The sequence below is a fragment of the Sulfurifustis variabilis genome (assembly GCF_002355415.1).
Classification (GTDB): Bacteria; Pseudomonadota; Gammaproteobacteria; order Acidiferrobacterales; family Sulfurifustaceae; genus Sulfurifustis; species Sulfurifustis variabilis.
This window is the reverse complement of record NZ_AP014936.1, coordinates 621,197-636,225: the sequence shown is the minus strand read 5'-3', so window position 1 is coordinate 636,225 and position 15,029 is coordinate 621,197. Positions and strand designations below refer to the sequence as shown.

At 70.0% G+C, this 15,029-nt stretch carries 13 protein-coding genes; 5 read left to right on the top strand and 8 right to left on the bottom strand.

All coding sequences use genetic code 11. The features are described 5' to 3' along the window. Window positions 1-114: 114 nt before the first annotated feature. Window positions 115-816 carry a DUF72 domain-containing protein gene (locus SVA_RS03130; protein WP_096458689.1) on the bottom strand — a complete coding sequence of 234 codons (702 nt, stop codon included), beginning with the start codon at window positions 814-816 and terminating at the stop codon, window positions 115-117. 68 nt (window positions 817-884) lie between these two features. Between SVA_RS03130 and SVA_RS03125 the strand changes: the two genes are divergently transcribed. The 3 genes from SVA_RS03125 to SVA_RS03115 are packed head-to-tail and all read left to right on the top strand — an operon-like array spanning window position 885 to window position 3,078. Then, window positions 885-1,970, top strand: coding sequence for an LLM class flavin-dependent oxidoreductase (locus tag SVA_RS03125; RefSeq protein ID WP_096458686.1), 1,086 nt, complete (start codon window positions 885-887; stop codon window positions 1,968-1,970). Beyond that, window positions 1,967-2,893: an NAD-dependent epimerase/dehydratase family protein gene (locus SVA_RS03120; protein ID WP_096458683.1), complete on the top strand. Its 927-nt coding sequence runs from the start codon at window positions 1,967-1,969 to the stop codon at window positions 2,891-2,893. Before SVA_RS03125 ends, SVA_RS03120 begins: the two co-directional genes overlap by 4 nt. Continuing rightward, on the top strand, window positions 2,893-3,078 hold the full coding sequence (locus tag SVA_RS03115) for a hypothetical protein (protein WP_096458680.1): 186 nt from the start codon (window positions 2,893-2,895) through the stop codon (window positions 3,076-3,078). Before SVA_RS03120 ends, SVA_RS03115 begins: the two co-directional genes overlap by 1 nt. Window positions 3,079-3,169: 91 nt before the next feature. Here the strand turns inward: SVA_RS03115 and SVA_RS03110 are convergent, their stop codons facing one another. Beyond that, window positions 3,170-3,745, bottom strand: coding sequence for an NAD(P)H-dependent oxidoreductase (locus SVA_RS03110; RefSeq protein ID WP_096458677.1), 576 nt, complete (start codon window positions 3,743-3,745; stop codon window positions 3,170-3,172). A gap of 172 nt (window positions 3,746-3,917) precedes the next feature. Here SVA_RS03110 and SVA_RS03105 point away from each other — a divergent pair, with 172 nt between their 5' ends. Further along, window positions 3,918-6,044, top strand: coding sequence for a 3'-5' exonuclease (locus SVA_RS03105; RefSeq protein ID WP_096458674.1), 2,127 nt, complete (start codon window positions 3,918-3,920; stop codon window positions 6,042-6,044). Window positions 6,045-6,143: 99 nt separating this feature from the next. Here the strand turns inward: SVA_RS03105 and SVA_RS03100 are convergent, their stop codons facing one another. From SVA_RS03100 to SVA_RS03075, 6 genes are all read right to left on the bottom strand, one after another. Further along, window positions 6,144-7,598: a DUF294 nucleotidyltransferase-like domain-containing protein gene (locus SVA_RS03100; RefSeq protein WP_169923946.1), complete on the bottom strand. Its 1,455-nt coding sequence runs from the start codon at window positions 7,596-7,598 to the stop codon at window positions 6,144-6,146. A gap of 77 nt (window positions 7,599-7,675) precedes the next feature. Beyond that, on the bottom strand, window positions 7,676-10,438 hold the full coding sequence (locus SVA_RS03095; protein WP_096458668.1) for a sensor histidine kinase: 2,763 nt from the start codon (window positions 10,436-10,438) through the stop codon (window positions 7,676-7,678). Beyond that, window positions 10,431-10,682: a hypothetical protein gene (locus SVA_RS03090; RefSeq protein ID WP_096458665.1), complete on the bottom strand. Its 252-nt coding sequence runs from the start codon at window positions 10,680-10,682 to the stop codon at window positions 10,431-10,433. The genes SVA_RS03095 and SVA_RS03090 overlap by 8 nt, the downstream gene beginning before the upstream one ends. 7 nt (window positions 10,683-10,689) lie before the next feature. Continuing rightward, window positions 10,690-11,070: a response regulator transcription factor gene (locus SVA_RS03085; protein WP_096458662.1), complete on the bottom strand. Its 381-nt coding sequence runs from the start codon at window positions 11,068-11,070 to the stop codon at window positions 10,690-10,692. A gap of 89 nt (window positions 11,071-11,159) precedes the next feature. Further along, window positions 11,160-11,909: a class I SAM-dependent methyltransferase gene (locus SVA_RS03080; RefSeq protein WP_169923945.1), complete on the bottom strand. Its 750-nt coding sequence runs from the start codon at window positions 11,907-11,909 to the stop codon at window positions 11,160-11,162. Window positions 11,910-12,009: 100 nt separating this feature from the next. Continuing rightward, entirely contained in the window at window positions 12,010-13,986 is a 1,977-nt protein-coding gene (locus tag SVA_RS03075) for a monovalent cation:proton antiporter family protein (RefSeq protein ID WP_096458654.1), read from the bottom strand. A gap of 37 nt (window positions 13,987-14,023) precedes the next feature. On the opposite strand from SVA_RS03075, the gene SVA_RS03070 reads away from it, so the two are divergent. Continuing rightward, window positions 14,024-15,025 (top strand): KpsF/GutQ family sugar-phosphate isomerase, encoded by a 1,002-nt coding sequence (locus SVA_RS03070; protein ID WP_096458651.1) that lies wholly within the window; start codon window positions 14,024-14,026, stop codon window positions 15,023-15,025. The last annotated feature ends 4 nt before the right edge of the window (window positions 15,026-15,029 follow it).

Below are 15,029 nucleotides of genomic sequence, written 5' to 3'. Positions count from 1 at the left end.
GTTACGAAAGGTAACGCCTTCCGAACACCGTTTCAGCCGCCCGGTGGATACCGATCCTCGAGGTAGAGGCCGGCCGCCTGCCGGTCCGTCCCGCCGCCCCGCGCCCGGGTCAAGCTAGACCATCATCAGCTCCGCAAGGAGGCGCGCCTGCCGGGCGAGCTCGGGCGCCCTCGGTCCTTCGAAGAACAGACTCGCGATCCCACCGCCCTCGCGCTGCCATTCGGCCAGCCGCTCGAGGAGTCCGCGCTGGGCGCGGGGCTCGGCTGCCCGGGACAGCGCGACGAGCAGACGTCCGCCCGGCCGGGGCGCCGGTTCGCTCTCCGCCTGCCAGCAAAGCCCCGCGTCGTGCCGATCGAGGACGGCGAGCACGGCCGGGTCGCGGTGCGCGGGCGCGAGGTCGATACACAGAGGCTGAAAGCGGTCCCGCAGGCGCGCGAGCCGGCGGTCGAGGTCATCGGCGTCGGCCGGCGCGTCGGGAGGGACCCGAAGCAGGAACCCGGCGGTCAGTGGGCGAAGGGGCGCCGTGACCGACGCGAACCGCGCCGTCGCGCCTTCCGCATCCGCGTCCGCGACCGGGCGACCCAGCTCGGGCGGCCCCTCGAGCACGAAGCGGAAGGCGGAGTCGCTGTCATCCGGCCACTCTCGCACCTCGGCTTCCGCGGCGGCCGCCCAGCGGGTGGCCGGCACCAGCACGGCCCGCAGGTGGTTACTGTAATAAGTGAACCGCCAGTCGGAGGGCAGCTCTTCCGGATAGAAAGCGCCGTTCCAGGCCGGGTCTTCCCAGCCACGCGTGCCGATCAGTATCGGTTCCTTCATCGGAGGGTTGGAGCCGTCGGCCTTCCGTCGTGAGCGCCCGGGATGGGGCTGCGGTATTCTACAACGCGATGCACTTCGATCTTTTCTACGAGCTCGCCGTTCCCGCGTTCGCGGGCCGCACGGAGTCGCAGGTCTTTCACGACACGCTCGAAGAGATCGCGCTGGCCGACGAGCTCGGCTTCGGCGTCGCCTGGGTCGTCGAGCACCATTTCATGCGCGAGTACTCCCATGCCGGCGCACCGGATCTGTTCCTCGCCGCGGCCGCCGGCCGCACGCGCCGAATCCGCCTGGGCCACGCCGTCGTCCCTCTGCCCTACCATCATCCCGTGCACGTCGCCGAGCGCCTCGCCACCCTCGACATCCTCTCGCGCGGGCGCGTCGAGTTCGGCTTCGGCCGCGGCTTTCAGCCGCGCGAGTACGACGCCTTCGGCGTCGACATGGCGGAGAGCCGGACGCGTGTCGAGGAGTCGCTCGCGATCCTGAAGGCCGCTTTCGCCGGCGGGCCGATCCGGCACGCCGGGCGGCACCATCGGCTGGACGACGTCGAGGTGTTCCCGCGCGTCGTGCAGTCGCCCCACCCGCCGCTCTGGATGGCGGCCGTCAGCCCGGAGAGCTTCGATCTCGCCGCCCGCATGGGCGTCGGCGTCCTCGCCGGCCCGTTCAAGCCCTGGTTCATGATCGAGCGCGACATCGAGCGTTACCGCACCGCGTGCGCCGGCGCGCCGGACGAGGTCAAGGCGAGCGCGGGCCGCAACACGCGCGTCGGCATGACCATCGGCATCTTCTGCCTCGAGGACGGCGAACGGGCGCGCGCGATCGCGAAGACGAATCTCACCTGGTTCTATCGCGAGCTCCTCAAGCACACCGCCCCGGTCCTCGATCGGCTCTATCCGAGCTACGAGCGCTACGCGCAGATCGGGCCGCTCAAGGGTCTGCTGCCACACGCGATCCACCTGCCGCTGCTCGAGTCCCTCGGCATGGTGGTGGCGGGCGATCCGAAGCACTGCCTCGAGCGGCTCGAGAAATACCGGGCCGCGGGCGTCGACCACCTGCTGCTCGCCATCGGGGCGGGCGGGAGCGCGAGTGACGTCGTGCGCGAGTCGATGCGGACGCTCGCGCGCCACGTGCTGCCGCGGCTCGGGGCCGCCGCATGAAGGTCCTGGTGACGGGCAGCAGCTCGCACCTCGCGTGCGCCCTGCTTCCCCGGCTCGCGGCGCACCCGGACGTCGAGCAGATCCTCGGCGTCGACCTCCGCCCGCCGGTGTTCCGCGACCCGCGCTACACCCACGTCCTGTGCGACGTGCGATCGGCGCAGCTCGCGCGCCTCATGACGGGCATCGACGCGGTCGTGCACCTCGCCTTCGTCGTGATGCACGGCGAGCTCGGCCCCGAGCGCCATGACCGCGACCTCATCCGCGACATCAATCTGGCCGGCGGACAGAACGTCTTCCGGACGGCCGCGGCGGCGCGCGTCGCGGCGGTGGTGCACCTCTCGAGCGCGGCCGTGTACGAGCTGCCCGCCCGCGAGCGCCCGATTCCGGAAGCGCATCCGCGCAAGCCGCTCCCCGGCTTCGCCTACGCCGAGGACAAGATCGCGCTCGAGGACTGGCTCGACGCCTTCGAGCGCGAGCACCGCGAGATCCGGGTCGCGCGTCTGCGCCCGCACGTGATCGTAGGGCCGCATGCGCAGCCGTACCTGCGGGCGCTCGTGCGCGCGCCCTTCTACGTGCGCCTGTCCGACCCGGCTCCCCGCCTCCAGGTCGTCCACGAGGCGGACGTCGTCGCCGCCATCCTCGCGGCGCTCACGCGCGACGTGAGCGGCGCGTTCAACCTCGCGGCGGCGGACGCGGCCACGCTGCGCGAGCTCAAACCGCTGGCGCTCCCGCTGCCCTTTCCGCTCGCGCGCGCGGTGGTCCGGCTCGGGTGGCGTTTCGGCCGAGGCACCGAACCCGCCTGGCTGGAGGGGCTGCGGCACGAGCTCGTGCTCGACACGTCCCGCGCGCGGCGCCGACTCGGCTGGCGCCCGCGCTACGACACCGCAGCCGGGTGCATCAAGGCGATCGACGAGGAGGGCTGATGGGCGAGGTCATCAAGTTCCGGCGGCCGTCCGCCAGGGAGCGCGCGGAACGGAAGACGCTCTGCGAGACCGGGTTTCACAAGTGGCGGGTCGTGACGGAGAAGAAGTTCGACGTGAAGCGGGGACGGCTGGTCACGCTGTACCGGTGCGCGCGCTGCGGGAAGGAAAAGACGAAGCTGCTTTGACCCGGCGATGCCGGGAAACATGGAATTTTGAATGTTGAATTGATGGGGCGCGCGACGCGCGCACTTCGATTCAACATCAAGCATTCAGCATTTAACATTCCCGCCGGGCGAGCGCCCGCACGCGCTCGAGCCATTTCGCCCGCTGCTCGGCAGTCGAGTCCTTCAGCGGTCCGAGCTCGGTGATGCGTACCGGCCTGATCCCGCAGAAGCCGAGAATCGTCCGCTTCATCGTGCGGTGTCCAGGCTGGCCGAACACCCATCGGTAGAACCAGGGCGGCGTGTTCATGGTGACGATGAGGCGCGCGCTCCGGCCCTTCAGCAGGCGGTCCCACAGCGGCGAGCCGTCGCGGAACTTCACGGCGAAGCCGGGGAGGAACGTGCGCTCGATGAAGCCCTTCAAAAGCGCCGGGATCGTGCCCCACCAGATCGGATAGACGAAGACCAGGTGCTCCGCCCACTTGATCGCGTCCTGCGCCTGCCGCAGATCCGGCTCGAGCCCTCCGGCCTGCGGCGCGGCCGGCGCCGGGTCGAAGGCCAGATCCCCGAGATAGAGCTCGCGAACCTCCGCGCCCCCGGCCCGGGCCCCCTCGGCGTAGGCGCGCGCGAGCGCGCCGCCGTACGAGTCGCGCTGCGGCTGACCGAGGATGACGAGGACCTTGCGAGGCATGAGGATGAGCGCGGCCGGGAGAGGTGGCGATTCGGCGCGGGATTGTAGCGACACGAGGGCGATTCCACCACGCGGCCAGTGGTCGCCGGCGAGACCAGGGTGTTAAATCAGTGCGTGACGCCGCGGGCGATACCCTCGCGGCGCCCGTCGACAGGATTCGCGCGCAACGAACATGGCCCCCGGGCACGTACCCGTACACGACATCCGCAGGCGCTACTGGGTGCTGTTCGCCGCCGTCGTGGCGGTGGCGCTGGCGGTGTTCGCGGCGATCGGCTGGCTCATCGGCGACCTGGTCCCGGCGTCGCGGGAGCGCGCGGCGCTCCTCCTGGCCTTCTGGTCGGCGGTCCTCCTGGTGTTCCTGGTATCGGGACTGGCCTGGTGGCTGCTCTACCGCGCGGCGTTCCGGGAAGTCTTCCGTTTCGCGCACGAGCTCTGGCTCGTGGCCCACGGCGACGCGGCCACGCAGGTGTCGCTGCCGCGCTCGCCGCTGCTCGCGCCGCTCGCCGACGCCGCGCGCCTGCTCGCCGAGCGTCTCGCGCAGATGCGTCGCGAGTTCGACGAGGCCGCCGCCGCGAGCGCCATCCGCGTCGAGGGCGAGAAGGTCCGCCTCGAGGCGATCCTGCGCGACCTGTCCGAGGCGGTCGTGGTGTGCGATCTGGAGTCGCGCGTCCTGTTGTACAACAGCGCCGCATTGCGCCTGCTCCAGGTCTCGGGCGAAGTCGGCCTCGGGCGCTCGCTGTTCAACGTCATGAGCCGGGAGCCGGTGCTGCACACGCTCGACATGCTGCGCGAGCGCCTCGCGACCGGCGGCGGGCGCGAGGACCTGCAGGCCGATTTCGTCGGCTCGTCCGTCTCGGGCGATCTCTTTCTGCGGGCGCACATGCGCCTCATCATCGAGCCCGACGGCGGCTGCCGCAGCTACGTGCTCGCGCTCACCGACGCGACGCAGGAGCTGGAGGAGGTGAGCAGCCGCGACCGGCTGCTCACCGCCAACACCGAGGGGCTGCGGGCACCGGTCGCCAATATACTCGCGGCCGCCGAGACGCTCGCGAGCCACCCGGAGATGGCGCCCGGACAGCGGCGCCGATTCGACGAGGTCATTCTCAAGGAAGTACACGCGCTTCAGGCGCGGCTCGAGGAGGCGATCGCGCAACACCGCACGCTCGCGACCGGCGGCTGGCTGCTGTTCGACATCTACTCCGCCGACCTCGTCGGGCACGTCGCCCGCGCGCTCAAGCAGGACGGCCTGGAACTCACGCCGGTCGGAACGCCGGCCTGGCTGCGGGGCGACAGCCTCTCGCTGGCCGAGGCGCTCGCGCACCTGGTGCGGCAGGTGTGCCGGGAAACGGGCACCACGCACTGCGACGTCGGGGCACGGACGGAAGGACGCCAGGTGTACCTCGACCTGATCTGGACCGGCCGGCCGGTCGCGCCCGCGCTGATCGAATCCTGGCTCCACGCGCGACTCGCGCGCGTGCCCGGGGCCGTCACGCTGCGCGACGTGGTCGCGCGGCACGACAGCGAGCTGTGGAGCGAGGCGCTGGGCGACGGCCGCGCGCGGCTGCGCTTCCCGATGGTGTCGCCGCAGCGGCCGCAGGGCGTGATCCGCGAGCCGCGACCGCCCCGGCCGGTGTTCTACGACTTCGACCTCCTGCAGAGCCTGCAGGCTGTCGGGCCGATCGGCGGCCAGGCCCTGCGCGCGCTGAGTTACGTCGTCTTCGACACCGAAACCACCGGGCTGCGCCCCCACGAAGGCGACGAGATCGTGGCCATCGCGGGAGTGCGGGTGGTGAACGGACGGGTGTTGTCCGACGAGCGCTTCGAACGCGTCGTCGATCCCCGCATCCCGATCCCGGCGAGCTCGACCGCCTTCCACGGCATCACCGACGACATGGTCCGCAACAAACCGCCCATCGAGGTCGTGCTGCGGCAGTTCCATGCGTTCTGCGGCGACAGCACGCTCGTCGCGCACAACGCTGCCTTCGACATGAAGTTCATCCGCCTCAAGCAGGGAACGGCCGGCGTGGCCTTCGACAGGCCGGTGCTCGACACGCTGCTGCTGGCCGCCGCGATCGGCGAGGGATGGCTCGATCCCAGCCTCGACGGTCTGGCGCAGCGCCTGGGCGTCGACCTGCGCGGTCGGCACACGGCGCTCGGCGACACGCTGGCCACCGCCGAGGTCTTCGTGCGCATGATCCCGCTGCTGGAGGCGGCCGGCATCGTCACGCTCGACCAGGCCCTCGACGCCTGCCGTCGCCACTTCCAGCGCCACGTCGAGCCGACCCGCACGGCGTTCTGAACAGCAATGTTGAATGCTTAATGTTGAATGTTGAATTAATGACGCGCACGAAGCGCGCATCTCCATTCAACATTTAAGATTAATAATTCAAAATTGCCTTCAGAGTATCTGGCTCGTGAAATCCTCGCGCACGCGCTGCTGCAGCGCCTCGACCGCGCGCAGGCTCTCGGCGAGGCGCTCGCGGCGCGCGCGGGGGAGCCCCGTCGTCGACACCAGGTTGCCCGCGGCTCGGCCGGCCCGCAGGTCGGCGACCTGCTGACGCATGAGGAGCTCGCTCAGGTTCGCGTACGCGGCTTCGCCGCTCGCGCATTCCTCCTCTCTCAGGACGCCGTGCCCGCGCAGCGCCGCGAGGCGATCGAGGGTCGAGGTCTCGGCCACCCCTTCGCGCAGCGCCAGCAGGCGCACGGCGCCGACGAGCGGGATCATGCCGCGCAGCTTGAGGTTGATGCGCCGGCCGTCGCCGGCCTCCTCGGTCGCGAATCGGCCGAAAAACCCGAGCGCGACCTTCTGGTTCACCAGCGCGAGGCACATGTCGCGCAGGAAGGACTGCCGCTCCGCGACGAGGCCGAGGACCCGCGCCCGCAGGGCGTCCACGAGCTCCGTGTTTCCGGCGGCCGGGCGAAAATCGAAACAGATGTCGGCGTTCAGGATCGCCCGGTCGCTTCCGCGCGTCACCCACAGCTCGATCTGCCGCTGCCACTGCGACAGCGTCTTGCGCCATACCGGGTTCGTGGCCATCACGTGCCCGCGGCAGAGCGGAAACCCGACTCTCGCGAGGGAGCCCGTGAGACGCCCGGCGAGCTCGGAGTAAAAGCGGTCGACGTAGGAATGCTCGGCGTCCGGATAGTCGGCGAGGACGAATCCGTTGTCCTGGTCGGGCGCCAGGAAGCTCTCTCCCCGTCCGCCCGACCCCATGACGATCACGCTGAACGACACCGGCGGGTCGCCCCACCCGTCCTGCGCCATCGCCTCGAGCATGAACGCCGTGAGTCGCCGGTGTACGTCGAGATTCATCCGGCTGAGCAGCGCCTGGACGGCGGTCGCCGGCAGCCGTTCCTCGAGCAATCCGGCGGCCAGCTCCGCCTGCGCGGCCTTCGCCTGCGCCAGATCGGCCACGCTGTTCTCGCGGCCGATCCGGTCGATCAATTCCGCCCGAGGGGCGAGCGCGCCGTCGAGCGCCGCGTCCACGTCCAGGGTCCCGGCCACCCGGCCCTTCCCGTCGACCACGGGCAACCGGCGCAGGCCCAGACGACGTGCGCGCGCGATGGCGCGGTACAACGGCTCGTCCTCGCGCACGGTGCGGACCGGCGACGTCATCGCCTGCCGCACCGGGGCCTCGCGCTCGAGCTTGAACGCGATCCGGCGCGTCACGTCCCGTTCGGTGACGATGCCCACGGGGCGGCGGTCGGCGTCGACCACGAGCGCGCTTTCCGCGCCGCCCGCGGCCATGCGCTCGACGACCGCGCTGCACGGCGTGTCGGCGCTCACCACGAGCGGCGCCGCCACCGCGCACCGGCGTACCGGCTCGAAAAACACGGTCGTCAGGGCATCCATGCGAAGACTCGAATCTTGAATGCGGAATGTTGAATTAATGAGCGGGCGCGGCGCGCACTTCAATTCGACATTCAGCATCAGGCATTCAATATTTCCTTTCGCGTCACCTCGTCCCGCGCGAGCGGAAGGGAGAAGCTCAGCGTCGTTCCCTTGCCGACCGTGCTCTGCACCCAGATGTGCCCCCCGTGGTGCATGACGATGCGCTGCGAAATCGGCAGCCCGAGCCCGCTGCCTTGCGGCTTGCCCTGCTCGGTGTCGGTCACCTGGTGGAACTTCTCGAAGATGCGGTCGAGATGCTCCGGGGGTATGCCCGGCCCGTTGTCGCTCACGTCCACGCGCGCCTTGCCGCCCGCGACGCTCAGGCTGATTTCCACGCGCCCGACGCGCGGCGCGCAGAACTTCGCCGCGTTCGCGAGCAGGTTGATCATCACCTGCAGCAGCCGATCGCGGTCGCCGAGCACGAGCATCGTGCGTTCGGGCAGGGCGTGGCTGAGCGCGAGGTCGCGCTCGCGATACAGCTGACTGACCGCGGCCTCCGCCTCGGTCACCACGTCGCGCAAGTCGAGCCGCTCCATGCGCCACTCCATGCTGCCCGACTCCATCTTGGCGAGATCGAGCACGTCGTTCACGAGGCGCGTGAGCCGCTCGGTCTCCTTCACCACGATCTCCAGGAATCGCGCGCGCTGCTCTTCGACCATCCGCGGGTTGTCGTGCAGGATCTCCGAGAACGCGCGGATCGAGGTGAGCGGCGTACGCAGCTCGTGGCTCACGGTCGCCACGAACTCGTCCTTGAGGCGGTCGACCTCCTTGAGGCGCTCGTTCGCGGCGCGCAGCTCCTCGGTCGCGGCCTCGAGCTCCGCCGACTTCTGCTCGAGCCTCCGGCTGTACTCCATCACCTGCGAGGTCTCGTCCAGGATCTGCATCACGCCCTCCATGCTGAGCGCCTCCCCCTTCACGATGGACGAGACCATCACGCGCGCGGACGCGGCGCCGATCGCGCCGGCGAGCAGGCGTTCGACGCGGTTGACGAGCTGCGGATCGGCCTCGAGCTCCTCCTTGAGGCTCGCGCCGCGCTCGGCGGCATAGTCGGCGAAGATCGCGTTGGCGCGCGACTCGCCGAGGAAGCGCGCCGCAAGCGCGTGCAGGTCCGCGACCGTCGCCGTGCCGCGCCAGTATTGCGCCTCCTCCCCGCGCACGGACCTGCGGAAGATGTCGACGAAGAGCGCCGCCTGCACCTGCTCGATGGCGCTCTGGCGGGTGAGCAGCGAGACGCCGACCACGCCGCCGATGTTCGCGAGCATGCTCCAGATCACCGAGTGCGTGATCGAATCGAAGCCCTGGAGCCCGAAGAGCGCGTACGGCTTGAGCAGCTCGAGGCCGAAGAGCCCGTGATCGACGAAGTCCATGGGCAGCCAGCCGGACTTCGCGAAACTCGGCAGGAGCAGCGTATAGGCCCATACCGCGAAGCCGGCGATGAGGCCGGCGCTCGCGCCGCGGAGGTTGGCGCCGCGCCAGTAGATGCCGATCAGGATCGGCGGCGCGAACTGCGCGGCGGCCGCGAACGAAACGAGCCCGATGGTGACGAGCGCGAACGACTCGCCGATCAGGCGGTAATAGAGATAGCCGAGCAGCAGGACGAGCACGATCGTGCCGCGACGGATGCCGATCAGCAGGCCGCTCAGGTCGCGCCGCTCCGTGAGGCGCAGCGCGCGCAGCCGCAGCAGCACCGGCATCACCAGGTCGTTGCACACCATGGTGGAGAGCGCGATCGCCTCCACGATCACCATACCGGTCGCGGCCGAGAGGCCGCCGACGAACACGAACAGCGCGAGCAGCCGGTGGCCGTCGGCGAGCGGCAGCGTGAGCACGAACGTATCCGGGTCGACGCTGCCCTGAGGCAGGAGCAGCAGGCCGCCGAAGGCGAGCGGCAGCACGAACAGGTTGATCACGAGGAGATAGAGCGGAAAGAGCCACAGCGCCGTGCGCAGGTGCTCCTCGTTCACGTTCTCCACCACCGTCACCTGGAACTGGCGCGGCAGGAACATGATCGCGAGCATCGAGAGGAACGTGAGCGACAGCCAAGCGGCGACGCCGCCCGGCAGCCCCTCGAGGGTCATCAGACGGGCGAGCTCGGGGCTCGCGGCCGCCCGGGCGAAGAGGTCGGCCGGGCCGGCGAACAGCGCGAACGTGACGAATATCCCGACCGCCAGGAACGCCACCAGCTTCACGATCGACTCGAACGCGATCGCCGCGACCATGCCCTCGTGGCGCTCGGTCGCGTCGATGTGGCGCGTGCCGAAAAGAATCGTGAACGCGGCCATGAGCAGCGCGACGTAGAGCGCCGTGTCGCCCCAGAGCGGCACCGCGGCGGTGTGCGGCATCGCGGTCTCCGGGTGGTGCCGGATGACGTGGAAGCTCGTCGAGACCGCCTTGAGCTGCAGCGAGATGTAGGGAAGGATGCCGACCACCGCGATGATCGTGACCAGGCCGCCGAGCACCGTGCTCTTGCCGTAGCGCGAGCCGACGAAATCGGCGATGGAGGTGATGCGGTGGAACTTGGCGATGCGGATGATCTTGCGCAGCACGAGCCACCAGAGCGCCACCATGAGCGTCGGGCCGAGGTAGATCGGCAGGAAACCGACGCCCGTGCCCGCCGCACGCCCGACGCTGCCGTAGAAGGTCCAGGCCGTGCAGTACACGGCGATCGACAGCGTGTAGATGTACGGGTTGGCGATGATGGAGCGGCCGGCGTCGGCGCGCTTGTCGCCGTAATAGGCGACGGCGAACAGCAGCCCCAGGTAGGCCGCCGCGACCAGCAGGATCACCCAGTGGCTAAGCACCGCCGGGATCGTCCGTATTCCCGGGCGGCGCGCCGTCGCGCCCGGGTTCCGGGCGCGCGCGCATGATCACGGCCATCAGCGCGATCAGCGCGGCCCAGACGAAGAAGAGGTAGAAGTAGAGCGACGGGATGCCCAGGAAAGTTCCGGCCCCGCTGAAGAGATGGAGCAGCGGGTAGTTGAGCGCGACCACGCCTGCCAGCGCGAGGCCGACCAGGCGTTCTCCGGTGCGCTCTCCCGTCTGCACGGTTCCCTCAGTGCGGCGCCTCGTCTCCCAGCATGGCGCGCACCTTGTTCACCACCTCGTGTGTCGAGAACGGTTTGGTGACGTACTCGTCGGCGCCCAGCGCGATTCCCTTCTGACGCTCGACGTCCCGCCCCTTGGCGGTGAGCATCAGGATGCGCACCGCCTTCCAGGCCGGGTTTGCGCGGACTGCTTCGCATACCTCGTAGCCGTTTCGCTTCGGAAGGTTCACGTCGAGCAGAACCAGGTCCGGCGGGCGCTCGCTGATGGCGGCCAGCGCCGCGTCGCCGTCCGCCGCCGTGCGCACGTCGTAGCCCGCCTCCTTCATCAGAAACTCGAGCGACAGCACGATGCTGGGCTCGTCGTCGACCACGAGAATCTGTCTGGTCATGGACCGCCACTCCGTCTCACGGTCGGTCTTGCCCGGCCGGCAAGGCGCGCCGCAACATGATCCCACCCGCTTCCGGCCCGGGCAAGACGCTATCGCGGAACGGATCGACCGACACGCAGATGAACCGGCCAGACCACGCGCCGTGCCTCGCCCGCCGCGCCCCAACGCCCGGTCAGCTCGACCGCCGTGGCTTCGAGGGGGTCGACGCCGCGTGTCGCGCGATATCGGCGCACCGCCGACCACGTGCCGAGATAACCGAGATACTCTTCGAGCCGCCAGGAGCGCTCCATCGAGAACGACGGCGCCGGGATCTCTTGGAACGGAAACGCCAGCGTGCGATAGCCGGCCTCGATGTGACGCCGCTCGGGCGGCCAGCAGGGCCCGAGCACGTCCTCGTAAAGGCGATCGACCAGCGCGTCGATCTCCGGGGCGACGCGATGCAGGCCGTAGCACCACGCGGCGACCACCCCGTGCGGCCGCAGCACCCGGCTCGCCTCTCCGTAAAAGCGTTCCAGATCGAACCAGTGCAGCGACTGCGCGGCCGTGACGAGATCCATCGTCCCGGCCGCGAACGGCGCGGCCTCCGCGAGGGCGACCGCATACGCCACGCGTGGGTGGCGCGGCGCTTGTGCGACCTGCGCCGCCGCGGCATCGGTCGCGACGACGCGTTCGAACCGCGTCGCGAGGCCGAGCGCCGCCTGCCCGTTTCCGGTCGCGCAGTCCCAGACGCGCGTACGCCCGGGCGCCTGGCCGGCGAGAAACGCGTAGAGCGCCTCGGGGTAGTCGGGCCGGAAGCGCGCGTAGTCCGGCGCGTGCCCGGAGAAGTGGTCCTTGAACATCAGTTAAGCGTGATACGTGCAAAGCGCATGGTTTCGACCGCGCTTCGCGCCGTCCTCGTACGGGGCGTCATGGTCTGTCACAGGGCATTCATGCTCGGCACTAGCCTTCCAGCAGCAACGCCTCGGCCTCCTCGAGCGCTTCGGCGCTGCCGTGGAGGACGAGCACGTCGCCGGCGGCGAAGCGTGTCTCGGCGGACGGCGGCGCCGGGCGGCCGTTGCGCCGCACGGTGCTGACGGTGACGCCGAGGCGGTCCAGATCGAGCTCGGCGAGCGACTTGTCGATCGCATGCGCGCCGGGCGGGAGCGTCACCGAGTGCAGGCGCTCGCGCCACGCCGCGGTCGCTTCCTCGCCGAACATCGCTTCGCCGTGAAAGAAGCCGCGCATCATCCGGTAGCGGTCCTCGCGCACGTCGCGCACGTGGCGCACGATGCGCGAGACGGGCACTCCGAGCAGGAGCAGCACGTGCGAGCCCATCATGAGGCTGCCCTCCAGGCTCTCCGGCACCACCTCGGTCGCGCCCGCCTTCAGCAGGCGGTCGAGGTCGGCGTCGTCCATGGTTCGCACGATCACCGGCATCTCCGGGCGCGCGGCGCGCGTGATCTCGAGGATGCGCAGCGCCACCTGGGCGTCGTTGAACGACACGGCGAGCGCCGCGGCGTGGGCGAGACCGGCCGCCTCGAGCACGTCGCGCCGGGTGGCGTCGCCATAGACCACCGGCTTGCCGGCGTCGCGGGCATCGCGCACGCGCACCGGATCGAGATCGAGCGCCAGGCTCGGGACATTTTCCTGCTCGAGCATCCACGCGAGGTTCTGCCCGCTGCGGCCGTACCCGCAGACGATGACGTGCGCCCGCCGCCTGGCCGCCTCCGCGCGGATCGTCTCCAGGTTGGCCGCGCGCACCCGTGTGTAGCCGGGCACCAGCCGGCGGGCGATACGGCCGTTGTGCCAGACGATGAGCGGCGCGAGCAGCATGGACAGCACGATGGCCGCGAGCACGATCTGTGCGGCCGGCTCGTCGAGCACCTCGTAGCGCCGCGCCTGAAGCAGGAGCGCGAATCCGAATTCGCCTCCCTGCGCGAGCACGAGACCGGTGCGCAGCGCCGGCCCTGCCTCCATCCCGAACACCCGGCCGAGCACGGCGATCAGCGCGGTCTTGAAGATCACCAGCGCGGCGACCGCGGCGAGGATATGGAGCCATTGCGTCCGCACGACGCCGAGGTCGAGCATCATGCCCACGGTCACGAAGAAGAGCCCGAGCAGGATGTCGCGAAACGGCAGGATGTCGGCCTCGACCTGGTGCCGGTACTCCGTCTCGGCGAGCATCATGCCGGCGAGGAACGCGCCGAGCGCGAGCGAGAGTCCCGCGACCTCGGTCACCCAGGCGGCGGCGAGCGTCAGCAGCAGCACCGTGAGCATGAAGAACTCGCGCAGCCGCGTCGCGGCCACCCGGTGGAACAGCGGCCGCACCAGCCAGCGCCCGATCACGAAGATCGCGCCGAGCACGAGCGCGCTCTTGCCGAGCACCCACACGAGCGTTCCCGCCACGGACTCCGGGCCGGTTCCCGTCCCGAGCGTCGGGATGAGGATGAGAAACGGGACGACGACGAGGTCCTGGAACAGCAGGATGCCGAAGGCGTGGCGCCCGTGCCGCGAGCTCTGCTCGAGCTGCTCGATCAGCAGCTTCATGACGATCGCGGTCGAGGAAAGCGCGAGGATCCCGCCGATCACGATCGCGCCCTCCCCCGGCACCCCGAACCACCACGCGACCGCGCCGAACGCAAGGCAGGAGATCAGCACCTGCGCGCCGCCGAGCCCGAACACGATGGCCCGCATGGCGACGAGCTTCGGCAGCGAGAACTCGAGCCCGATGGTGAACATCAGGAACACGAGGCCGAACTCGGCGAAGTAGCGCCACTCCTCGGTCGACGGGATCCAGCCGAGACCCGAGGGGCCGACCAGGATGCCGGCGCAGAGGTAGGCCAGGATCTGCGGCAGGCCAAGATAGCGGAACAGCGCGACCAGCACGACCGCGAGGCCGAGCAGGAGGAGGATGCTCTGAAAGCCTATCGCGTTCATGCCGCTGGGCGCGCCTGTTATACTGCTTTCGAAGATTATGCCAGACGCCACCACACCGCGCCGCTCGCCGGACGCGATCACTTTCGAGCAGCTCGGCCGCGAGACCATCGAGCTCGAGGCCGAGGCGCTCGCCGCGCTCGCTCGCCGCATCGACGCGGGCTTCGCGCGCGCATGCGAGCTCGTCCTCGCGATTCCGGGTCGCGTGATCGTGGTCGGCATGGGCAAGAGCGGCCACGTCGGCGGCAAGATCGCCGCGACGCTCGCGTCGACCGGCACGCCGGCCTTCTTCGTGCACCCGGGCGAGGCGTCGCACGGCGACCTCGGCATGATCACGCCCCACGACCTGGTGCTGGCCATCTCGAACTCCGGGGAGACGGACGAGATCCTCCTGATCCTGCCGATCATCAAGCGCATGGGCGCGAAGCTCGTCGCGCTCACCGGCAACCCGGCCTCGACGCTCGCCCGTCAGGCGGACGCGGTGCTGCACTGCCCGGTGGCGAAGGAGGCGTGCCCGCTCAACCTCGCGCCCACCGCCAGCACCACCGCGGCGCTGGCCATGGGGGATGCCCTGGCCGTTGCGCTCCTCAAGTCGCGCGGCTTCACGCGCGAGGATTTCGCGCGCTCGCACCCGGCGGGAAGCCTGGGGCGGCGGCTGCTGCTCTATGTGGGCGACATCATGCATACCGGCGACGAGGTGCCGCTGGTCGGGGAGAACGCGGGTCTGCGGGAGGCGCTGTTCGAGATGACCAGCAAGGGGCTGGGCATGACGGGCGTGGTGGACGGCGAACGAAGGCTCCTGGGAATCCTGACCGACGGGGACCTGCGCCGCATTCTCAACCGCGCGATCGACGTGCACACGGCGAAGGTGCGAGACGTGATGACGGTGAACCCCAAGGTGACGAGCCCGGACCGCCTTGCCGCGGAGACCGTGGAGCTCATGCGCTCGCTCAAGATCAACGGGCTCTTCGTCGTCGACGATGACGGCCGGGTGGCGGGCGCCCTCAACATGCACGACCTGCTGCGGCGCCGGATCGTGTAGGGAC